The organism is Mesorhizobium sp. LHD-90 (assembly GCF_030929505.1).
GTDB lineage: Bacteria > Pseudomonadota > Alphaproteobacteria > Rhizobiales > Rhizobiaceae > Kumtagia.
On record NZ_JAVFVV010000014.1, the window covers coordinates 100,639 to 123,319 of the forward strand.

Annotated in this window: 16 protein-coding genes and 4 pseudogenes; 7 read left to right on the forward strand and 13 right to left on the reverse strand. The window is 60.3% G+C overall.

Going from position 1 to position 22,681, the window contains the following annotated elements; translation table 11 throughout:
* Positions 1-18: 18 nt before the first annotated feature.
* The 4 genes from RB623_RS20025 to RB623_RS20040 all read left to right on the forward strand — a co-directional run bounded on the left by RB623_RS20025 (position 19) and on the right by RB623_RS20040 (position 6,720).
* On the forward strand, positions 19-2,994 hold the full coding sequence (locus RB623_RS20025; RefSeq protein ID WP_308058721.1) for a Tn3 family transposase: 2,976 nt from the start codon (positions 19-21) through the stop codon (positions 2,992-2,994).
* 115 nt (positions 2,995-3,109) lie between these two features.
* Entirely contained in the window at positions 3,110-5,098 is a 1,989-nt protein-coding gene (locus RB623_RS20030) for a S8 family peptidase (protein ID WP_308058722.1), read from the forward strand.
* Between the two features lie 979 nt (positions 5,099-6,077).
* Positions 6,078-6,347 (forward strand): hypothetical protein, encoded by a 270-nt coding sequence (locus tag RB623_RS20035; protein ID WP_308058723.1) that lies wholly within the window; start codon positions 6,078-6,080, stop codon positions 6,345-6,347.
* A 19-nt stretch (positions 6,348-6,366) separates the two neighbouring features.
* The gene (locus tag RB623_RS20040; protein WP_308058724.1) at positions 6,367-6,720 is read left to right on the forward strand and encodes a HigA family addiction module antitoxin; all 354 of its coding nucleotides are present in this window, start codon (positions 6,367-6,369) and stop codon (positions 6,718-6,720) included.
* A gap of 52 nt (positions 6,721-6,772) precedes the next feature.
* Here the strand turns inward: RB623_RS20040 and RB623_RS20045 are convergent, their stop codons facing one another.
* Positions 6,773-7,156: a hypothetical protein gene (locus tag RB623_RS20045; RefSeq protein WP_308058725.1), complete on the reverse strand. Its 384-nt coding sequence runs from the start codon at positions 7,154-7,156 to the stop codon at positions 6,773-6,775.
* Between the two features lie 37 nt (positions 7,157-7,193).
* On the opposite strand from RB623_RS20045, the gene RB623_RS20050 reads away from it, so the two are divergent.
* Together RB623_RS20050 and RB623_RS20055 are read left to right on the forward strand one after the other, a co-directional pair.
* Positions 7,194-7,892: an IS6 family transposase gene (locus RB623_RS20050; protein WP_308058726.1), complete on the forward strand. Its 699-nt coding sequence runs from the start codon at positions 7,194-7,196 to the stop codon at positions 7,890-7,892.
* Between the two features lie 368 nt (positions 7,893-8,260).
* Positions 8,261-8,500: a hypothetical protein gene (locus RB623_RS20055; protein WP_308058727.1), complete on the forward strand. Its 240-nt coding sequence runs from the start codon at positions 8,261-8,263 to the stop codon at positions 8,498-8,500.
* 432 nt (positions 8,501-8,932) lie between these two features.
* Here the strand turns inward: RB623_RS20055 and RB623_RS20060 are convergent.
* The 8 genes and pseudogenes from RB623_RS20060 to RB623_RS20095 all read right to left on the reverse strand — a co-directional run.
* A pseudogene (locus RB623_RS20060) lies at positions 8,933-9,153 on the reverse strand (IS5/IS1182 family transposase); the annotation flags it as partial.
* A gap of 317 nt (positions 9,154-9,470) precedes the next feature.
* Positions 9,471-10,005, reverse strand: a pseudogene (locus RB623_RS20065) (transposase family protein); the annotation flags it as partial.
* A gap of 101 nt (positions 10,006-10,106) precedes the next feature.
* On the reverse strand, positions 10,107-11,255 hold the full coding sequence (locus RB623_RS20070; protein ID WP_308058728.1) for an OmpA family protein: 1,149 nt from the start codon (positions 11,253-11,255) through the stop codon (positions 10,107-10,109).
* Entirely contained in the window at positions 11,252-12,469 is a 1,218-nt protein-coding gene (locus RB623_RS20075) for a hypothetical protein (RefSeq protein WP_308058729.1), read from the reverse strand. The genes RB623_RS20070 and RB623_RS20075 overlap by 4 nt, the downstream gene beginning before the upstream one ends.
* Positions 12,466-13,302: a hypothetical protein gene (locus tag RB623_RS20080; RefSeq protein WP_308058731.1), complete on the reverse strand. Its 837-nt coding sequence runs from the start codon at positions 13,300-13,302 to the stop codon at positions 12,466-12,468. The genes RB623_RS20075 and RB623_RS20080 overlap by 4 nt, the downstream gene beginning before the upstream one ends.
* Positions 13,295-14,797: a hypothetical protein gene (locus RB623_RS20085; RefSeq protein WP_308058732.1), complete on the reverse strand. Its 1,503-nt coding sequence runs from the start codon at positions 14,795-14,797 to the stop codon at positions 13,295-13,297. Before RB623_RS20085 ends, RB623_RS20080 begins: the two co-directional genes overlap by 8 nt.
* Positions 14,798-14,805: 8 nt before the next feature.
* Positions 14,806-15,777, reverse strand: coding sequence for a thermonuclease family protein (locus RB623_RS20090; protein ID WP_308058733.1), 972 nt, complete (start codon positions 15,775-15,777; stop codon positions 14,806-14,808).
* A 789-nt stretch (positions 15,778-16,566) separates the two neighbouring features.
* Positions 16,567-16,791 (reverse strand): hypothetical protein, encoded by a 225-nt coding sequence (locus RB623_RS20095; protein WP_308058734.1) that lies wholly within the window; start codon positions 16,789-16,791, stop codon positions 16,567-16,569.
* A gap of 655 nt (positions 16,792-17,446) precedes the next feature.
* Here RB623_RS20095 and RB623_RS20100 point away from each other — a divergent pair.
* On the forward strand, positions 17,447-18,508 hold the full coding sequence (locus tag RB623_RS20100; protein ID WP_308058735.1) for an AraC family transcriptional regulator ligand-binding domain-containing protein: 1,062 nt from the start codon (positions 17,447-17,449) through the stop codon (positions 18,506-18,508).
* 78 nt (positions 18,509-18,586) lie between these two features.
* On the opposite strand, the pseudogene RB623_RS20105 reads toward RB623_RS20100, so the two are convergent.
* The 4 genes and pseudogenes from RB623_RS20105 to RB623_RS20120 all read right to left on the reverse strand — a co-directional run.
* A pseudogene (locus RB623_RS20105) lies at positions 18,587-19,212 on the reverse strand (IS5 family transposase); the annotation flags it as partial.
* Positions 19,187-19,549, reverse strand: coding sequence for a transposase (locus RB623_RS20110; RefSeq protein WP_308058736.1), 363 nt, complete (start codon positions 19,547-19,549; stop codon positions 19,187-19,189). The pseudogene RB623_RS20105 and the gene RB623_RS20110, both read right to left, overlap by 26 nt.
* A 94-nt stretch (positions 19,550-19,643) precedes the next feature.
* Positions 19,644-20,628: pseudogene (locus tag RB623_RS20115) on the reverse strand (IS481 family transposase).
* Positions 20,629-21,059: 431 nt separating this feature from the next.
* Positions 21,060-22,610, reverse strand: coding sequence for a CYTH and CHAD domain-containing protein (locus RB623_RS20120; protein WP_308058737.1), 1,551 nt, complete (start codon positions 22,608-22,610; stop codon positions 21,060-21,062).
* Positions 22,611-22,681 lie beyond the last annotated feature (71 nt).

The window sequence follows — 22,681 nt, forward strand, 5'->3', positions numbered from 1 at the left end:
GTTGCATGGAGTAGAGAAATGGCCCGGCGGAAGCTTCTCAAGATTCAGGATCGACAGGAACTGTTCGGCGTGCCGACTGATGAAGACAGCCTGATCCGCCACTATACTCTGTCGCCGGCCGATCGGCTGGAGATCGCCGTCCGCAGGCGCAAACATAACCAGCTCGGCTTTGCCGTTCAGCTTTGCCTGATGCGATATCCGGGCAGAACGCTCATGGCGGCCGAAATACCGCCGAGGACGATGCTCCATTATATCGCCGAGCAACTGGATGCCGCTCCGGAAAGCTTCAGTTCCTATGCGCGGCGAGAGCCGACCCGGCTGGAACACGTCTCGCACCTCCTCGCCTATCTTGGGATGAGAACAGCAGCAGCTCCGGACCGGCGGGCCGCCTTGATGTCCGCAATCGAAACGGCTGCGACGACAGACAAGGGGTCTTCTATTGCCAAGGCAATCGTCACCACCATGCGGGAACGCAATGTGGTGCTTCCCACGCCGGACACCATAGAGCGGATCGGGCTGGCGGCACGCGCCATAGCGCGACGGCGTGCGGAAGCGGCGTTGATCTCCGGCTTTTCCCCTGAGCACCTTCAGAGCCTCGACGATTTGCTGAAGGTGGATCCTGCAATCGCACAGACGCGGTTCCATTGGCTCCGGTCGGCTCCGGACGCACCCGGCGCCGGCAACCTGGTCGCGATGATGGAAAGGCTCTCCTTCATCCGCGCCCTCGACATCGATCCCCGCCTGCAAGGCCGCATCCATTCCGGGCGCTGGGACCAGATGATCCGGGAGGGCGATGTCACGCCGGCCTGGCTTGCCGCTGATTTCAACGCCAGCCGTCGGCGCGCCACGATCGTCGCCCAGGTCATCAAGCTCGGCCAGAAGCTGACCGACGACGCGGTCACCATGTTCATCAAGCTGATCGGCAGGCTCTTTTCCCAGGCCAACAATCGCAAGAAGCAGCGCCATGCCGAAATGCGTAAAGACACGGCGAAGGCGCTCCGGCTGTTTCTCGATACGATTTCCGCCCTTCAGGCCGCCAACGACAACGATGAGGATGCGATCGAGACGATCAACCGGCACGTCGGCTGGCACCGTCTTTTGCAGGTAAAGCCCGCTCTCGAAGCCATGGTGGAAAATGGAGATCCTGATCCATTGCTTGTGGCGGTGGAGCAGTACGCGAACGTCCGCAAATATGCGGCGCTGTTTCTACGGACCTTCACTTTCCGCTCGGCGCGCCGTAACGATCCCCTGCTCGCGGCGATTGAAACCCTCAAATCCCTCTACGAAAATGGGCGGCGCGGCTTTCCAGAGCGGGTTCCGGTTGCCCATCTTGGCACGCCAGCCCGCAAACTGATCTTCAGCGGATTAAAGCCCGATCGTCGGCTCTACGAAATCGCAACGCTGGCGGCGTTGCGGGAGCGGCTTCGCTCAGCAGATGTCTGGGTCGAAGGCAGCAGGGCATTTCGCCCGATGGATGAGCATCTCATGCCGCGCCCTGCCTTCACCGATCTCAAAGATACCGACCAACTCGGCCTCGGCGTCCAGCGCGACGGGGCGGCATGGCTCGCGCAAATGCAGCAATTGCTCGACTTCAATCTGAAGCGCCTCGCACACCGCGCCCGGAACGGCAAGCTTGAGGACGTCCGTCTCGAGGCCGGAACCCTGCTGGTGACGCCGCTGGCCAGCGAGGTTCCTGCAGCAGCCGAGGAATTGAATCTTGAGCTGAACGATATGTACCCGCTCATCGAGGTGCCGGATCTTCTCAGAGAGGTGCATGAATGGACCGGCTTTGCCGACCAGTTCACCCATGTCCGCACCGGTGACATGCCGCAAAATATCCCGGCTATGCTCGCCGGCACCCTCGCGGACGCAACCAATCTCGGGCCAAAACGGATGGCAGGTGCATCGAAAGGGATCAGCGCCCATCAGATCGGCTGGATGCGCATGTTCCATGCGAGAACCGAAACTTATCGGGCGGCGCAGGCAAGCGTGACCGACGCCCATGCGCGTCATCCCCATGCTCTGCTCTGGGGAAATGGAACGACCGCGTCTTCCGACGGTCAGTTCTTCCGGGCCAGTGATCGTGCTGCAGGGCGCGGCGACATCAATCTGCACTATGGCAGCGAGCCAGGCACCAAATTCTACAGCCATCTCTCCGATCAGTACGGCTACTTCAGCATCCTGCCTATCAGTCCGACCGAAAGCGAGGCGGCCTATGTTCTGGACGGCCTATTCGACCACGACACCATCCTCGACATCGAGGAGCAGTTCACCGACACCGGCGGCGCCAGCGATCATGTGTTTGCGCTCTTCGCCCTGATCGGCAAGCGCTTTGCGCCCCGCCTGCGCAACCTCAAGGACCGGAAATTCCATACCTTCGAAAAAGCCGATACCTATCCGGCCCTCGCGGACCACATCGGCGTGCGGATCAATACCGCTCTCATCATGGAATATTGGGATGATCTGCTGCATCTGGCGGCGTCGATCCGCGCGCGCACCGTTGCACCCTCGACGATTCTCAAAAAGCTGGCTGCGTCACCGAATCCGAGTCAGTTGGCCAAAGCCCTGCGGGAACTTGGCCGTATTGAGCGATCCTTGTTCATGATCGAATGGTATTCCAGTCCGGCCCTGCGTCGGCGTTGCCAGGCTGGTCTCAACAAGGGCGAGGCGGCTCACAAACTCAAGCGCGCCGTCTTCTTCCACGAGCGTGGTGAAATCCGCGACCGCTCCTTCGAAAGCCAGGCATTCCGCGCCTCTGGTCTCAATCTCGTCGTCAGTGCCATCGTCCACTGGAATACCGTGTATCTCAGCCGGGCCACCGAGCACCTCCGTCAGAGTGGCCGCAATATCCCCGACATCCTGCTCAAACATATCTCTCCCCTGAGCTGGGAACACATCAACCTTACCGGCATCTACTCCTGGGACGTTGCGCCCGACCTTACGGAGGGCTTCAGGCCGCTGCGCTTGCCTGGGAAAATGCTCCTCGCCGCATGACGTTCATCATCCGTTCGGCCTTAGCGTATGATTTCGAGCAGTTCTTGTTCTGACCCCGTATAACGCGGATCTGGTCCAGAGCATCGGCGCTATCGTAGAGGCCGGACTGCGCGCCTTGTGGCGCAGCCCGCTGCAACGGTTCCCGGATCAGAATGGAGCCGTGCCGTGGGAAGTCTGGCTCGACAAGGCGCAAGCGGAAGCGTTCATCGCCGGCGCGCCGGAGCTCGATCTTGCGATAAGCGCTGACCGTCTCGAATTTCCGGAAGACTTGGTGGTCATCGCAACAGCTACGCGCGGCGCGCTCGCTTTGGCGGTTCGGCGTCTCGCCGGCGTGCGTGCGCTCGCCGCGCCGACGGTCACGGCTGACTATTTCGATGCGATGGATCCGGACGAGCAGGCCGACTGGGTTGACGATCTGCTCGGCCGGACGACCTATGAGGCCATCGATGACCCGAATTATGTGACGCTGCTCGATCGCGGTGTCAGCCGCGCACATCCGCTGATCGAACCAGCACTTGCCGCAGCGGACCGGCACGCCGCCAATCCCGCTTGGGGGATCGAGGACATGGTCGGCCATGGCACACAGCTGGGCGGACTATCCCTGTTCGGCGATCTGACGCCGGCGCTTCAGTCCATGCTGACGATCCAGCTTCGCCATCGCCTGGAATCGGCAAAGATCATTCCCGACGCAGGCCACAATCCCCATCAACTTCTCGGTGCGATGACCCGGGCCGGCGTTAACGCGGCCGAGACGGCAGGCGCCCGTCGCCGGACATTCGCCCTTGCCAGCACCACCGAGGACGACACGCCGCATGACGGTGCCCCCACATCGTGGTCGAGCGAGCTGGACCAGTTGGTAGCCGGCGTATCCGGAAACGTCACGACGCCTCGCTTGCTACTGGTGTCGGCTGGGAACAGCGACCAGAACAGATTTGGCAACAACGACTATCTTCCCATCTGCGACCATCCCGACAATGAGGTCGAGTCGCCGGCGCAGGCATGGAATCCGATCTGCATTGGTGCCTACACCGAAAAGAACGTCCTCCCGGCTGGTGAGCCCGGCACGCCCCTTGCACCGACTGGCGACCTTGCCCCATCCTCGAGAACCGCGAGTTGGTCGTCGCACTGGCCGATCAAGCCGGACGTGGTGATGGAGGGTGGCAACTGGGTCGTCAATGGCCCGCCGCCACCGATGAAACACTCGGCTCTTTCGCTGCTGACAACCGATCGTCGATACCCCCTTCGAGCCTTCACGACCGTGGGCGAGACCAGCGCCGCGACCGCACTTGCGGCCCGGGCAATCACCGAGCTTTGGGCCGACTACCCGGAGCTTTGGCCCGAGACGATCCGCGCCCTTTTCGTATCCTCGGCCCGTTGGACCCCCCAGATGCGCTCCCATCTGCCCGCAAATCCGGGGAAAGGCCACTACGGTCCTCTTTTCAAACGTTACGGCTACGGCGTGCCGGACATGGAGCGCGCCCGCCGAAGCGCCTCCAACGCACTGACCTTGATTGTGCAGGACAGGATCACGCCCTACCGCGAAAGCGACACGGGGGGCGCGGATCATGTCCACAATGAGATGCGTCTGTTTGAGCTGCCCTGGCCGGTCGAGGCGTTGCGGGCGCTGATCGCTCGTCCCGTCACCTTGAGGGTTGCCCTCAGCACCTTTATCGCGCCCAATCCATCCGAGCCTGCGCGCGGTTCGAAGTTTCGCTACGCATCTCACAATCTGCGTTTCAAGCTGAACCGGCCGAACGAGGACAGGGCCGCGTTCATTGCTCGCATCAGCAAGGTCGGAGAGGAACCCGAGGGGCCGGCCATCGATGAAAATGACGGCTGGACGTTCGGTCGCAATCGCCGCGACGTCGGCTCGCTGCAGATTGACGAGCTCACCTGTCCGGCTTCCGATCTCGCCCGTCGTAACCTGCTAGCCGTCCACCCAGTGGCGGGATGGTGGAAGACGCGAGCTATCCCGGATCCCAATGAGAGGTCAGTTCGATTCGCGTTGATCGTCGAGATCGATGCGAGCGAGATCAACGCCGAACTCTATGCCGAGGTACAGGCTGCGATAGAAGCTTCTAACGTCGCCCAGGTCGCTGTGTAGTCGGACGGCCTGCTCTCCGCCGTAACCGGAGTCTCCAACAGGTCAAGCCCGCCGGCCGACGTTGGATCGTCACCACTGCCGCCTATCGAAGGCGGTGATTGCCAAACACCCACAGAGCTTGGGCCCTCGGCGAAAGGCTGGCTTGCATTGTGTAATGATGTGCATTACATGATGTCGATGGATAGAGCGATCAGACAGTGGGTTGACATCCTCGCCCCTCACATCTACCCCAGCGGTCCGAAGTCGGGTCCGCTTTCTGTGGAGCTTTGCGTTCATGCAGGCCTGCAACCGGACGAACCGGCGACGTCGGCGCTTATCCTGGACGCCTCTGCCCGCCGCGCCCAGATCGACTGGATCGGAACCGATATCGTTTCGTCACTCCGGGGCAATCTAACGTCCTGGCTCGATCGGGATGTCGCAGCACCGTCGCAACGCCAGTTCTGGAAGCTCTTCGACATCATTCGGCAGACGGACGACCTCAGGTCGGCCAGTCCGTCGTTCTGTCTCACAGAACTCGTCCAGTCGTCCATCGATAGCGCCAAGCCCGACGACCCGTTCCCGAGCGCCTCGGAAATCCTGACACGCATCGCTTCGGTCGGTATCGAAAGGCTTTTTATTGTCGATGGACAACATCGGTCGAGCACCATCGGGCGGATGGAAGAAGCGCTTTCCCAACGCGCCATTCGCGAGATCTCTCAGAGGCTGCTCACTAGGCTCGATGAGTTCACCGAGCACTCGAGCACGTCGCTCCTCACCGATATCCGCTGTTCCCTGACGCAGGAGATTGCGAGTCGGATCCGGATCAAATGGAAGTACAGACCGGCCGGCCTGCCCCTCCTGGCATCGCCTCAAACCCGCGAATGGGTGCTGGCGTTTCAGCTGCGTACCGGCACACCTCCTCCTCCTGCCTCCATCGATCGACGCCCGGGCGCCGATCGGGTGCCCGCGGCTTTTGCCACGGCCCCCCGGAGGTTGGAACATGGAACGCTTCGCAGACGAAGTTACGGAAGAAATATACTGGACGCGGTTCGCACCATGCCTCGATCAGCATCTCTCAGTGAAGGCGCACAAGATTCTGCGGCCACTCGTGGCCGCACGCGGCTTGCAGGACGTGGGAATCTTCGGGCCAATCCTGCGCTTCAAGAACGCGCCCGGGCGCCTAGGCGTCGAGGTGGAAGGCAAATGGCATTTGACCTTTCGTTGGGTCGAAGGGGAGGGGCCGTTCGAAATCAAGTTCGAGAGGCACTGACCGATCGGAGGGTGGCCGCATGACGCTCGACCAGGGTCGCTATGTGCCCGCGCCTCCGGTCGCGCCCGGTGAAGTTCTTCGCGACCGAATTCTTGGTCCGCTCGGCATCACCCAGGACCAGCTGGCGTCGGCGCTCCAGGTCTCGCGGTTTTCCGTCAACCAGATCATCAATGGACGCCGCGCTATAACGGCGGAAATGGCGTTACGGCTGGCCCAGGTGACGGGCACCACCGCGCAGTTCTGGCTGAACCTGCAACGCGATGTGGATGTTTATCAGGCGCATTCGAAGCTGCGGAAAGTGCTTCCAACCCTGAATGTTTTGCGCAAGCCGAAGTCCGAAGGCGAACTCATTGTCGACTTTGCAGGCGACTAGGTGATTGGGCGCGGCCGCCATCGAGCGTCGCGCATCCTCAATCCTCGCGAGTTCATGGCAACCTCTGCGGCGACGCTGGTCCCTGCTCTTTCGAAGCAACCTGCCGGCGAAACTCCGGTAGGGTCGCCTTGGCCATGGCGTAAACGGCCTCCATGCCGATGAGGGAATCCATGCCTCGGTCGGCCCGATCTGCCAGTGCCTCTAGCACCAGCATGTTCACAGGGGCCTCGTCTCCCGCGAGGTCGATGATATCGAAATCTGCAAGGATACACTCGTCGCTGAGGTGCGGCTGGATCGCTTCTGCAAGCTGCCGATAACTCTCGTCGCCTTGATTGGCCGCGACGGCAACGGCGGTGCCGGCGATCAGGTCGGCGAGCTGCACTGCGGCGTGGTCCGACGACGACAGGTTGTGTTGCAACGTTTTGAATACCGGCACTGTGTCAGGAGAGCCGCTGACATTTTCGGAGGATCAAATGTTCAAGGGCCGCCAGTTCGACCAGTCAGTGATCCTGCTTTGCGTGCGCTGGTATCTGGCCTACAGTCTGAGCTTGCGTGATCTGGAAGAGATGATGGCCGAGCGGGGCATTGCCGTCGACCATACGACCATTCACCGTTGGACCGTCCGTTTCGCACCGCTGCTGCTGGAGCGTTTCAACCGGCGCAAGCGGAGCGTAACCGGCAAATGGCATATCGACGAAACCTACATCAAGGTCCGCGGCCAGTGGATGTACCTTTACCGCGCCATCGACAGTGTCGGCGACACGGTCGAATTCTGGTTCAGCGAGCAGCGTGACCTGCCGTCGGCCAAGCGGTTCTTGAGAAAAGCGCTGACACGTCATGGCCGTCCCGACCGCGTCGTCATCGACGGCAGCCAGACCAACCAGGAGGCAATCGTTTCCTGTGACGTCACAAATCGCTTGCAGGATCGCTCTCGGCGCCGGCTGAAGCCGATCCGGATCCGCAAGAGTAAATACCTGAATAACCGGATCGAACAGGACCATCGGCGCATCAAGCGCCGCGTCGGGCCAATGCTTGGCTTCAAATCAAAGGCTTCAGCCGCGATCATCCTGTCCGGCATCGAGATGGTCCACATGATGCGCAAACGTCAGGCGAGATACGCCTTCAATCCGAATCCGTCCCTGGCACAGCAGTTCGAAATTCTTGCCGCATAATTGGCCTTGGACGGACCTTTTTGCACTCCCATTCAGCCGTTGCAACAAAACCGCCGAGCCTGGCCGCGAGTTCCGCCACATCTCCTGCCGTCGCGCCGTCAGGATTGCGCTCCAGAAAGATGCGGATCGCATCACCCCGTCGGCATGCTTCATCCCAAAGTACGTCGTCAATCTCGTCTGGAAATGGATCGCTCATAGCAGGTTCGCGAGGAAAACCATCGCAAATCTCATTCTCACATTAAGTGACAAAATCCAAGTTGGATTATCAAATTAAATGCCCGTTCTCAAATTAACTGCTCGAGCAACCTGCTGAAATCGTTGACGTCCGATTCGCATAATTAAATGGAAAGCGACACTTAGGGGGCGTGATGTCCGCGCGCCAGCCGGCCTTGGCTGTCTTCGAGGCTCAGGCGCGGGCCGAGCTTCAGCCGGCGATCAACGATGCCGTGGCCGTCATCCGCACCCGACTGGATGAAGCCGCCGCGGCGCTGAGTGATGAAGGTCAGGTGGGGAAAAGCGCTCAGCCGACAAGGCTGCTTGACATTTGGCAGTCTGCCGCTCCAGTCTGGATTTTCATCCCCTCCGCAGCCTCAAGCCAGCGCCGCTAGGCGCCCCGAAACCAAAGGAGATCGAGATGAATTCCGTGTTGTGCGCGTGTCTCGCTTTGTTGGCTTTGCTTCTCGTGGCTGGGTGCGAGACCACCCCGCCGGAAGACATGTTCGTCCCGTATGGTGGGCGCAACCGATAGTCAACACGCTGCCGAGTTGGACAAGGATTTCACCCGGTCAATCTGCTCTTCGCCAAGTTGGCGACGAGCAAAGTCGGCAGAGGGCACTCGGGCTTTTCAAGGACGGGAAAGGCTCGACGCTGGCGGCCTCGATCTCGTCGAGGATGCTTAGGGCCTCTCGACATGGTCCGGGAACCTCATCGTTCATGCCCGGCGAGGAGGTGGTGAAAGCTGACCGTTATCGCTAGGCGCTCGGCGAAGATAATGGCGTCCGCCTTTTCTGGACGAAAGCTGTCGCCCGTGAAGATTGGCGTCAGGCTGAGATTGGTTGATATTTCGGATTGAACACAGCTGAGATGAGGGCCTTCAAAAAGGCTGACAAAAGCCTGAGCCAGTGGAGCAGGAGAGAGAAATTGAAGCCGGCGGCGGCGAGAACGGCATTGATCGCATCGCCGGTCGAATGGCGAGGTGGTTTCGGCCCATGCGATGCTCATTCTTGGTGTGGCCGATGGGTTCGACGGCCGAGCGGCGCCTGAATTATAACCGTCGACGGCCGCACTCAGCCTTCGGCGGCAGGACACCCGATGAGGTCTAAGCTACGGCAGAAATTACGGAGCAACTGGCGGCGTAGAAACAACCCCGATCCACCTTAGCCAGGCCGCCAAACTGTCTCGCAAGGCGGGTCCACCTCAACAGCACCCTTGCGTTCGCGATGAGTTGCGTGGTCGGTGCGGCGATCGCCAACCAGCTTTTGCATGGCGAGCTCTCGCTCAAGGCGTACGGCGCTGCCATGGGAACACGCTCTATCTCGAACCGGCGTTCGCCGAACTCAACCGGGAAGGCGTCACCACAAGATCGCAGACAATCATCCCGTATCGTTGGCCGCGCCGGAACGCGAAGTCGTCGATGCCCAATAGTGGCGAGCTTATCGCGCGGCTGCCCAGTCCGCCGGCGCACGACACGCAACAGGGTATCGTTGCTCACTGGCATCCTCAGGCGATCGGCAAAGGCTGCGGCAGGCCTTCCGCCCAGCGCCAGACCCAAGTGATGAACGATGGTCTCAAGGCGTCCGGTTCTTCGCGACAACGGGCCCAATACACCGGCGCCAAACCGTTCGGCAAAAATGCGGCGGCGGCAAAGAACGGCGTCGCACCAGAAACGGCGAACCGTCACCCGCAAGACCACCCGCAGGCCAGCGATGGGCAGATCGGCGGCTTGCCGCATATATCGGCTCTGGGTCCGGCGTGAACTCGTCCCGCAGCACGGGCACGTTGCCGAAAGCGCCGTAGCGCGCACGTCAAGAAATACACAATCCGTGTTGATTTCGGCATGCTCGACGAGCAACCCCGCCGGCGCCAGCCTCGTCGACCCAAATCTCTGTTCCATCGCGCTGATTCCCTCTCGAAATTTGCGCGACATCACCCTCCCATGCAGCGAGATTGAGTCTGACCCAATTTTGCACGCCGAAACACATGCGGATTTCAACGCTATCCGTCGCGAGGCTGCGGAAGGACGGCATTCGTCGTTTGTCGCTCCGATCTTTTGCGGACCCGGATTTCGATCCGCCGCCTCGCTTTCACATCCCCAGACTGTACCCCGTCGGTAAGCTGGTCTCCGGGAAGGATCAACTGGCCACCTGACATGGGCAGGACAGTCAATTTCTGGCTTTTGATTTCGGGAAGGCTTTCTAGCAGTTCTGCGACCGAAATGGCGCGTGCGAGGCCGAGACCGGCGTTGTCGGCGGGATGCAGGGAGCCGACGGGCTTCTTGCCGTCCAGGACGGGCTTCAGTCCCTTGTCCATGTTGGATACGGATCCAGACATCGCCTGTTCGTCGGTGTGTCCGATCACTTCGATGATGTCGACACCGTATTCCTCGGCCGTGTTGGCGATCTCGGAGGCTTTCTCGCGCAGCTTGATCCTGAAATTGTCGGAGAGTTCCGCGCTGCCGACCTTGAAGTTGTAGCCCTCGAGTTCGCTCATGCTGATGATGGGCGGCCACCGGTGCGGGGTCGCATTCCCTTCCGCGGCCTTGTCCAGGGCTGCAGCCAATTCGGTGGCGGGGTCGGTCTTGTCGGCGAACCCCTTGTCGCGGAGGACGACCATGGAGGTGGCCATGGCTAGCGTCTGTTCGGCGGTTATTCCCTGCCCCGAGAGTTCCTTGACGGCAGGAACAAGCTTCTTGGCCGTTTCCATGTCTATGGCGTTTTCCTTCATGACCTTTGCCGCCGGAGCGTGCTCGATGGCTTCCTCAACCGTCAGGCCGGATTCCTCGATCGCCGCGACGGCCTGCTTGGCGGAGACCAGTTCCCGCCATTGCTCGTCGGGCACCCTGCGGCCCGTAGACCGCTCCATCATGGTCTTGATCTCGGAGAGAAGGCGCTTGTGGTCCGCCTCCGCCCTTGCGGCCTTGGCTTCGGCCAGTGCCGCTTTCTTCTCCGCCGTCGTAAGCAGTACTATTGTTGTCTCCTTGGCCTTCAAGGCCTCTTCGGCTTCCTTCTTTTCTTTCGCGATGACCGCCCCAGCCGCCAGAAGGAGGCAGAAGACGAGCAGCAGCATCGTCTCGGCCATCGTGAGACCAAGGATCAAGCCGCGGCCGTAACCCTTGCGCTCGTAGTTGACGGAGGTGTCGCTCATCGGCTTTTCCACCAACTGTGCCGCATTGGTTCTGCAGGCGCAGCCTGAGCCTGTTCGGCCGCGCTGGGCTGCAGTTTGGCAACGAGCTCGGCAACCAGTTCGTTGGTGTCCTGGCTCTGCTTCTGCACCACCCTGACCAGCGCTTCCGTTAGGCGCTGCTGGTTGGCCACGGCTTCGGCGGTCTTCTCGGCCGCAGCCGCAGCCTTCCCGGAGTTCTCCGCCACCACCTGCACGGCCTTAGAGGTGTTTTCGGCAATCCCCCGCACCGCATTGTCGATGTCGATCATTCGCGACTGCTGTTCCACCGATGCCGTCTCGGTCTTGACCGCATATTGGGCGACCGCATTGCCGAGGGCCTTCACCATGGGCGCGAGATCGTTCTTCAGGACCTCGTCCGGCACCACTACCCGTTCCAGCTTGGCCGCGACGGCATCCGCCTGCTCGCCCAGACGGTTGACCGAGGACGACATTGAGTAATTCGCCTTCCCCAGGAGTTCTCCCGCCGTTTCGACCTTTTTGGAGATGGCAGAGAATTGCCCTTCAATCTGGTCGAAGTTGCCCTGCATGGCCTCGCCGAGCTTTGCCGACGCCTCTTGCACGGGCTTGATTGCTTCCATGGCCATCGTGTCGAGGATTTTCCTGATGTGCTCCCCGTTGCGCTCGGCCTGCTTGGCGATTTCGTCGAAGCCTTCCTCCAGCATCTGGTTGCTCACACGGCGGAAGTCGGCGAATTCCCTCGTAACGTTTTCCATTTCCGCGCGGACGCGTCTGGTCATGTCCGCAAGTTCATGGCGGGCCGACCTTTCGATGTCTGCCGGGTCGCGCCTCATCTGGTTGTACAGGATCCTAAGGGCGATGCCCGCGATCGTGGACGTGACCGCGATGCCGAAGTTGCTCACGACCAATTCCGTCGAGCCGTCGGAGCCGAACAGGTAGAGCGAGACGCCGAGGCTCGTCAGCGTATACAGAAAGCCCATGTAATAGAGGTTGTCGCCAGTCTGCTCGTCATGCAGCCGCAGCTTCCCCGTAAACATGGACAGGGTCAGGTAGGCAACCATCAGGAGGATCGGGACTGTCATGGACAGGAAGGGATTTACCTGCAAGATCAGTTTTGCGATCGCGATGAAAAAGCACCCGCCGATGATGAAGGCCGCGAAAACCGCGGTCGGCAGATGGGGATGGGACAGAAATCTCCGCGGTTTCTTTGATCTCATTCGTCGGTCCCCGCCAGGTTGAGGCCTGCCAGCCTGATAACGCTTACAAAGTTGCCGTCCTGCCGCTCCACCCACTGTTTCCAGAACTCTGCATGGTCCGCTGCATCGAACTTCCTGTCGGGCCGCTCGATATAGAACAACGAGACGTCCACGTCGGCGAGCGGTGTCCGGTACTCCTTGGCAGCAAGACTCCCAAGGTATTTTTCGTAATCGGGTCCCGATTTATATTGGGAATAGAGGTCCGTGTGCTCGATCATGTCGGAGGCTAAAAACAGCCTGTTCGGCCGCCCGGCTCCGAGTTCGCCATCAAAGACTGTGAGTTTCACCTTCTGAATCGCAGCCATGATTGGCGACTGCGCTGCCTCCGTCCCGTTGGCGATCGTGTCGGGCAGCTTGTCGAGCGGTTCGTCAAACGCCTCTTCCCACTTTCTCCGTTTCATTTCCGGGTTGCCTGTCCAGTTGTCGACATCGGAGCCGTTGCCCGGATTGCAGCCGTCGAACATGAGCGGGATTTCGCCCGGCGTTCCCGTCAGGCTGACCACCCTCAGGTACTCTCCCTTCCCGACACTGTCGACGATGCCCCTGAACTGGTTCTTTAGGTCGGTCAACGTCGTGGGCGAGATCGGATCAGTCGCATCGAAGATGACAACCGTGGCGCTGGTCGCGCCTGTTGCGGGGCAGTTGGTGCCCTCCACGAGTACGGTGTCGTCTGTCCGGGACCACATCCAGCCGAAGCCAGCCATCATCCCAAGGGACAGCAACCCCAGGACACTTGCCCCCAATATCGTGCCGATGTTGGTTTTCTTCTTTTTTCTGCCGTAGCGCCTAGCCATCGATCTTGTCCGGGTGAAGCCTATCGAGTTCCTGATATGCCGCGATGCCGTTTTCGCACTCCTTGCCGATCAGGCGGACCTGTTCGTTGAGGCGTGCCTGCGCATCCCGGATGGATGCTGACAACTCCTTGTCGCCCCATTCCCCGTCCGACGTGATCTTTGGTTTGATCCTGGCGAGGTTGAATATGTTGGAGAAGTATTTCGGGACCGTGGCGGGGTCTTTCCGCGCTTGCACATTGGCTTCGCGGTATTTAGCCAGAAGCTGGTTGCAGGCCCTATCGAGCTGGTCCTGGTGCTGTGCGAAAAGCGTGACCAGCTTCGCCCTGTGCTCGACGATCGCGCGGTGTTCCCTTTGTCTCGCCCCGAGACCCTTGATGATTTCCTCGACCTTGCTGTTGTGCTCGTCGCGGACATCCTGGAGCCTCTCGATGAGTTCTCCTTTCCCGTCCTTGTAGTTCTCCCTTGCGGCGTTGCGCCTTTTTTCGACGCCGGCGTAGCCGGGATAAGGGTCGAGGACGAACCACCCGTCGATGAATGCAATGACCGAGAACAGGAGGCCTATCATGAAGAGCAGCCACGATTTGATGTCCGTCAGTCCGGCCGGCGCCGCGATCATGTTGCTGACGGCAAGGTTGCCGGCCCCTTCGGCGAGCGTTCCGCTGACTTCCCGGTAATGGGCCAGTGCAAGGTTGATTGCGACAGCCAGTGCTCCGTAAGTGGTTAGCAAGGTGGCCCCGATCCCTTTGGCGAATACGGATCGGTGGACGACGAGCTTGGCGCAGAAAATTGCTGCCAGCAAAGCGATGCCGATGTTTACGAAGGAGAATGCCGCAGCCTCAATGATGCCACCGAAGAAACCCTGCTGGTTCCCCTTGGCAAGGAAACTGCCGTTCATCGCGGTTTCAATAAGGAAAAGGAGCACCAGCAAGGAAACCCTGAACAGGTGCGCGCCGCCTTCAGGCATTCGGGCGGCCCGGATTAGCTTATGCTTTTCCTTGAACCAGGAATGTTCGCGCTCCGCATCGTTCAGCGCCCTTCTCAGACCGTGCAGCTCATCGACGCCGACTGCCACTTCCGCCTTGAAATCCGACACGCTGGACGAGTTCGCCAGGTTGATTAGTCCGAACTGGTCTTCGAAGTCCAGGCTTGCCAGCCGTCCCGCAAACAGCTGCAGGCTGTCCTCGAGATTGTGCTGGGCGGCCTTCTTTTCGTCCTCGATTCTCTCGGTTACGGTGAGTTCGACGTCGTCGTATGACTTGGCGGATTTCGGCGGCAGGTCCTGCGCGCCGCGTTTCTTGCCTTCCTCGACAAGCTCGAGGTCTTTCGCCACCTTGTCGACGTTTAGGCTCGAGAACACTTGTGTTCCGGACCTGAAATCATGGTTTGCCTCAAGGAATTTGTCCCTGAGCTTGTTCAAGCTCTCAAATCTTTTTGACAAATGCTCACCCGCGAGTTTTTTGTTGGAGTTTCCAGAGGCTGCCGCGTCAAGCGGCATTTCGGTTCCTATCGGGCTGCAGGACGCCAGCCTGCGGATACCGCCTCGTCCGCGGTGCAAAACCACCGCTCGCCCTTGTTTTCGGAGATCCCCGTCCGGGCATAATGTTCTTGTCCGGGAACATGGTAGATGCGTTCGCCACTGGCGGAGATGTTGCCCTTGATCCTGCAGCCGCCGCCATCCTGGGCGGACAGTGGCACAGCGGCGGCAGGCACACGCTTGTTTGCGCGCCAGTCCCAAGGGTTCTCGAAAGAACCGGACCACAAGCCGGAATTCCTGGACCTCGCGTCTTCCTGCAGTTTCGCGTAGGCTCCGCCGCTGTAGCGCTCCCAATCGAGGGCAAAGCCGTTCAAGACGAGCCATTCCTGGACACTTGTACCGTCCGCACGGTAGCAGTTGCCTACGAAGCGGCCGTGGCGGTCGCGCTCGACAAGTTCGCAGGTGGTGGGCGTCGATTGCCCGAGGAAGTCAGCGAGAGCATTTGCCGACATGGATCCGCAGCGGTATTTCCTGCCCCCTGCATCCAGGCAAAGCTGCGAGGATTCCGGAGCGTCGACCCCGTTGAAGCGGATGCGTTCCCCATGGATTTCGATTGTGTCGCCATCGACGACGGATGCGCGCCCGGCAATACTTCCCACACGTTGGGGCAAGGTCTCAGCATGTGCGTTGCTAGACGACGTTGCTGTTGCCAACAGGACTGCTAGAACACAACGCACAATTCGATTGCGAGCCGAAAACAATTCGGCGAATTCCATTAAAGCCCCCCGCAGGACCTGACCACGTTCCCCATAGACGAGCATCGATGATCCTACGATCCAGTTAGGCCGATTGACTTGCCGGTACAAGAGCGAGCCGGTGAGGCCCAGGAGGTTGATCACGCCGGAAAGGACGCCGACACCAAGCAGCGCGCCGGTGCACTGCCGGAACGCTGTCCTCAGTTCATTGCCCTTCGTCACAGCGGCGAATGCCGGTTCTGCCATGTCTGTTCCCTGGTCATGCATCGCCACGAACCGACATCGAGTCAGGGCTGGGATGCTTGGATATTTTTGGAATGCCGGCGACCTGTCAGGCTGTCGCGTCGGCGCCTAAATCGGAAGGATCGCTCATCATTGCAAGGTCGTGGCAGCTACCCTGGCTTGCACCTGAGCCATTTGGCGGCAAACAACAAGTTTCTGGCAGTGGAACGCAACTCAGAATCAGCGAAAATTGTGCGATCGAGCAGAAGCATCGTGCAACCCGCGAGTGGCAGGGGCCCGCTGTAACAAAGGCGCGAGAACGTACTCCCGTCGGCAAGTTGGCCGTGTGACGTGATGCGTCCTACGTGCCTGCACTATTGGTACTATGCGGTATTGCTCGGTTATGCCGAAGTCTTGCTATCTACCGCCACGGACGCAGGAGTGGGGGGAAGGTATGCTCGGTGGCTCGCCTTTAGATCCATTTTGTGGCGCGTCGCACGCTTGCGGTGACGTGAAGCCCGACTGCAAGCCCAAGAACACACGATCTGAGCATCGCACAACGGTCTTTCGGAAGTTCGGAAGCGACCCGACGTATCGCGCAGAAGTGCACCAGCCACCACGATGGATCGTAGGAATTGCGACATCCGGGCTTGCCGTCAGGGCTGGTCGGCGTTCAGCCATAACGCGAAAATGAACTACACGACGAATAGGACGCCGCGGATGATCGTCATCCAGATAGGCTGTTCGTTGCTGGGCGGCTGCTGCCATCGCGCGCAAAGTTCGTGATACCCGGCGCAATAAAGCTGTTGGTAGTCACTCGCACCCCACGCCGTTGCCGTCGCGATCGAGCTCATAAATATCGCTGCCTATAACGCGCACCGGACCCTGTACATAGGCCGGCCCGTTGCCACTGCCGGACGCGCAATCGACATCTGAGGCGACCGGCACGCAGGGATCGTAGTTCGGATCGCAAGTGTCTGACGCGGCATAAGCGGTCAAAGAGAGCACCACGATAAGCGCGAGCGCGACTTTCTTCATTTCAGCTTTCCTTTTGAGGATGTGGTTTTGCGTGCCAGTCCAACGCGCAGGATTTATTCGCAGGCCGATGGTGTTCTCTGGCAGATCGCGCCAGTTGCAAAAGTCTTGGTCGGATCGACCTGTTTTACCTTGCCATTCTTGGTAACGACTGTGCTAACGCCCTTCGGTTTGCGCACGTTCTTCCAACCCTGAATGGTCATGCACTTCTGCTTGACGATGGAAGTGCGGATTGCGTTTCCAATTGCGGTGCCGATCGCAGCTCCAGCAACGAATCTCGACGAGCCTATGGCAAAGCTCCCAGTTTGGGCGCCAGTGCCGGACCAGGCGATGCGAGAGTTTCGGTTCTGTGCACAAGGGGTGCACCCGCGCGGCCGTTGAGCTTTCATTTGGGTTACCGAGGGTCATCGAGCTGAGCGTTCGGTCCCGGAACGGTCGCGGCGCTGTCAGTTCGAGAAATTTGATGCCCGGTGAAAATACCGCTGAGGGTAACGCATCTCACCGAGCATCTGCGCAAGTGACCCCCGCCAAGACTGCGCGGATGGAGCTATGCCTGATTGATTTTCGTGGATCTTGCGTGGCAATGCCGAAAACTTGCTCCCAGCCGCCAAAAGTCTATAAGTTGAAATTGATATCTGGTCCTTAGCGGATAACGCCGGTGAACAAACGGGAAGGATCAGTGCTTGAGAGCTTGGTCGCCACGCCAACGGCAATGGGCCTAGCCAGTCGCTTGGCGGTTGCTCATCTTGAGCGTCGAGGCATAAACCCCGGCCCTTTGTTAAGGCAGGCAGGCCTTTCTCCTACCGCGCTGGCAGACCGCAATCGCATTCCGGTGATAAGCCAGATGGATTTCCTTGTGCTCGTGTCGCGTGCGGTTGCAGACGATTGGATCGGCCTCACTCTGGCTGCTGATTTCGACCTACGCGAAATGGGAATGCTCTACTACGTCGCCGCCTCATCCCATCGGTTTGGCGACGCGCTCCAACGGTTGGAGCGCTACGCCCGGCTTGGTAACGAGGCGCTCGTCCCGCGGATCGCGAAAGGTTCCGTTTGCCGCATCGGGCTTGCCTACACCGGCGTGCCCCGCCATTTGGATCGTCACCAGATGGAGTTCTTGGCGCTCGCATTTGTGCGGTTGGTCCGGCAACTTGTTGGCCAGAAAGTGATGCCGGTTGCCACAAGCTTTGTCCACCATCGATCCGGCGATCTGCGCGAGATGATGCGGCACTTCGGCGACGGTGTGGAGTTCGGCGCGTCCGTCGACGAAATATGCCTTGAACCTGCGCTGCTTGATGCTGCTCTTGTCGGTGAAGATCCATTTCTCAACGAACTGATGTTGAAAAGCTGCGAGGAGGCGATGGCGGGGCGATTGTCCAACGTGAGCCCTTTTCGCACGCTGGTGGAGAACACCATTGCGCCGCTACTTCCGCACGCTGAAGTTGGGGCAAAAACGGTTGCCCGGCGGTTGGGGCTGAGTGAGAGGACCTTTTCCCGTCGATTGAAAGCGGAAGGCCTCACCTTCGCGGAAATCCTTAACGATTTGCGCCGCGATCTCGCAGTGCGCCATCTGGAAGAGCGCAAGCTGCCGGTTTCACAGATCGCTTGGCTGCTCGGCTTTCATGGCCCAAGTGCTTTCAGTCATGCTTGTCGCCGGTGGACTGGTAAGAGCCCGATAAATCTCCGTCGCGACTGTCTGACGAGCGCCGCGATGCCGGCCTGAAGCGCAGATGCTTCCGTGTTGGCGGCTCCTCGCGCCGCACCCTTGAGGGAGTAGAGCCGCATTAGGGTCTGTTGATATTCATCTGGAGTTTATGACGGCAGCGGCGAGATGGATGATGGCGTTGAAGCTCTGGTCGGTTTTGTCGGCGCGCATGGCGATGCGTTTGAACTCTTTGAGTTTGCAGAAGAAATTCTCGATCAGATGACGCCATTTGTAGATCTCGGCATCGATCTGAACCGGCTTTGTCCGGCGCGGATGCTGGGAGATGACGATCTTGGCGCCACGCTCGTTGAGATCGGCGATGATGCTGTTGCTGTCGAACGCCTTGTCGGCAATCAGGGCGCCGAAGCAGAGGCCGTCGATGAGCGGCTCGACGCCGACCGTCTCGAAGCGCTGGCCCGGCAGCAGGATGAAACGCACGAGATTGCCCAGCGCGTCGGTCAACGCCAGGATTTTGGTGGTCATGCCGCCCTTGGAGCGGCCTATGGCCTGGCGTTGAGTCCCCCTTTTGCGCCCTGGCCGTGGCGGTGGACCTTGACGATGGTGGCGTCGACCATGGCGTATTCCATGTCCGGTCCGTCCGAGCAGGCCTCGAAAAGCCGAATGAAAACATCGGCTTTGACCCAGTTGCGATATCGCGTGAAGACGCTGTTCCACTTGCCGAAGAAGGCCGGAAGGTCACGCCACGGGCGAGCGCCTGGCCTTGCTGCCCCCCTTTGCGCCGGCCGCCGAGACGTGGGCGCGCACGATGGTGGAATCGAACATCTGGATCAAATGGGCCGATGCGCTCATCTCGGCCAGCGTGTCGAAGAAGGCTTCGAACACGCCGGCCTTGCTCAGCCGATCAAAGCGCTTCCACACTGAGTTCCGATGGCCGAAGCGCTCCGGCAGAACGCGCCAGCGCACATTCTCCACCGTGAAGAAGTGCATCGCTTCCAGAAACAACCGGTCGTCCGCGGCTTTGCGCCCGCGCCGTGGCAGGCAGGCCCGGAAAACCTCCAGCGCGTTCGCCCAATCCGTATCCGTCATCTTCGTGGACATCGCCGACCTCCAAATCAGTCGGCAACCTATGAATCAGACCGGATTCGTCCACGGAACCCCAAAACCTATACCTGAGTCAATTCGTCCACACGGCCTAGGTGTTTAGTCCCGGTATTTGGTGGGTTGGATTGAGCCTGAAGCGTTCGGGCTCTTTTGTCCAGCGTTGGCAGATGAACTCGTAAGGTGTCAGGCCTTTGAGTGTCTTGAGCCTGCAGGCGAAGTTGTAGGCGGAGACAAAGTCGGCGAGATGGCCGCGGAGTTGGTCGTGGGTTTCGTAGTGGAAGCGCCTGACCGTCGCATCCTTGATGGTGCGGCTCATTCTCTCGACCTGGCCGTTGGTCCATGGGTGCTTCGCTTTGTTGGTGCGGTGCTCGATGTCGTTCCTGGCGCAGGTGAGTTCGAAAGCGTGGGCTTGGAAGAGTTCGCCGTTGGCGATTGCCTCCTTGATCAGCGGGACAGCCGAGCCCCCGGCGCCGGGCGTGGTGAACTGGAGCCGTTGTCGGCAAGCACGGTGTGGATCTTATAGGGGACGGCTGCGATCAGCCGGAGCAGGAATTCTCTCGAGACGGCGGTTGTGGCCTTCTCGTGCAATTCGACGAACGCGAACTTCGATGTTCGATCGATGGCAACGAACATGTGGAGCTTGCCCTGCCGGTTCGAACTTCGGCGATATCGATGTGGAAGTAGCCGATCGAATAGGCCTTGAACTTCTTCTTCGCCGGCTTGTCGCCCTCGACGTCCGGGAGCCGGCCGATGCCGTGACGTTGCAGGCAGCGATGAAGCGACGAGCGCGTCAGATGCGGGATCGTCGGCTGCAGCGCATAGAGGCAATCGTCGAGTGGCAGCAGCGTATAGCGCCGGAAGGCGACGATGACCGCCTCCTCTTCAATTGAAAGAACAGTCGATCTCGGCTCCCTCGGGCCGGTCGGGAGGTCCGTGACCTAAGTCCGCTTCTTCCACTTGGCGACGGTCTTCTGGTTGATCCCGTAGCGCTTGGAAAGCGATCTCAGGCTCTCTTGACTATGCTGTATCGCTCGACGGATTGCCTCTGTCGTCGTGGCGCTCCCATGTAGAACCATGGCCCATGGCGCATCCTTTGATTCGGACGACAAGGATGCGCCATCAAAGCCTGGGATCAAACACCTAGGATCGTCTGCAGGGGGATATCAGCTGCCACGCTTTTGGAAGCCTGCGGATGTCGGGGCGGGACAAGAGCAGTTCAAAATCCTGCGCTAAGGTCGAACGGATTGTGAACATCATGCAGCCCGGAGGATTCTGCCTGGAAGAATGCGTACTCACCATCCCGGTGCTTCCTCAAACTGCCAATTGCGACCTGAAACCCGTAGTGCTGATCCAAGCCTCCGACAGGGGTAACGGTTGGTGTCTTGAAAGGTGGAAGGTCTGGAGAGTATCGAGAACTGAGCTCAAAGACCTCTTTGTGGGTTCCGAACGTCATGGACGCTGCCGCGAAGGTCTCGCTGCGAAGCGGTCGTTCCGCTGGCCAGGCAGCTCACTTCCAGAAGGGTCGGGTCTCCTCAAGGTCCTTCCACAATGCCTTTGCGCCGGCCCAGCCGAATTCGGCGCGCGCCTGGCTCGCTCCGATCACCCATCCGACGGCACGCTGAGCGGTCGGATCACCGCCGCCGGGAGCTTCCGCCCCTGTTAACATAGTTCTGATTGTCGCCGCATCGTTCAGGTCGCCAAAAACCGCCTGAAGTTTCTGCAAGTGGTTCCGGAACGCATCCGCCCGCTTCGCCGGGTACAAGGGAGCGAAGAACTCGACCGCATAGCGCAGTTTCTTCAGCTCCTTGCGCAATTCGTGACGCTGCTCCACCGTCAATGTCTCAAGCCCGTGTGCGCGCTTGCGGACCTTCTTCCAGCATTTTGCGAGCGATCGGCCGGCAAACCCGGCGACCGGCGTGGCGAGCCGCCCAGTCTGCTCGAAATCTTGCGGCACGAGCCAGCCTCGCGTCTCCACGAACCGCGCCAGACCGATCAGGAACGCCTGCACGCGCGCCTCGGCAAGAAGCTTGCCGACGAGGCGCCGCAGTTCCCCCGCCTGCCGCGACAGCGCATCGGCAAGCGCAGAGAGGCCGGGTTGATCCGGGTGGGTTCCGGCCTCCCGCCGCACGATATCGTTCGCCACCACATCGAGATCCCTGAGGCGCCCGACCTCCTGGCCAAGCCACCGCGCCTCGTCGTTAAGCCGGGCCATTTCCGGGCTCCCAAGCACTGCAGCGAAGGCAGCGAACGCGCTTCGCAAGCGGCGTAGGCCGATCCGTAACTGGTGCGGCCCTTCCGGGTCGTCGAGCTTGCGGACCACCACGATGTTGGTGGCGACCTGGTCGAGGCACTCGCGCAAGACATCGCGCGCCGCCTGCTCGGCGATCTGATCCGGATCGAGCGCAATCGCCACGGCATGGCGGGGTGCCAGCGGCGGGTCGATCTGTCCCTGTTCCGCAAACAGATAGCCGCGCGCCGACTTGGAGAGCCGGGAAAACCTCAGGCCCCCTTGGGGGAACAACAGGTGCGCGATGTCGAACAATCCGCCCGGATTGCCCTCGATGAGTTCGATCTCGACTTCCCGCAGCTCGGCGGAGCGCCCGTTGGCGCGGACCTCGCCGACGTCGATCGCCAGTTCCGCTCGGGTGCCGTCCGCGAGGGACAACTCCCCGGCGGAACGCTTGATCACGGTTTCGCAGACAGGCTCAAGCGGCGCGCCATTCACGCAATGGATTACTGCGTCCCGGACCTCTGCGTCCGGAATGGCTTCGACACAGAGCCGCCCGCCTCGAGCCGTGTTCTCCACCTCGCCGACCTGCGAGAGACCGCCGTGCAGCTCGGCATTGGTCTTGACGGTCTGTATCCAGCGCCGCCCGTCGCGCCGGAGCCGGAGCGCGATCCCCGCCTTCTTCAAGGCATGTTCGGAGGTGTCCAGATAGATGCTTCTGAGCGTTCTTGTCCTTGGACCGTCGCTCTTCAGTTTCGACGCCTTCACGCGCGCCCAAATGTCGCTCGACGTCACGTCGTCGAGCAGGAATTTCAACTCGATCTCGCTCATGTGACAGATCCAGGTCGGTTTGTTGCAACTTTAGCGTATCCGGCCTGCACCCGCAAAGTAAGTGCCGCGTG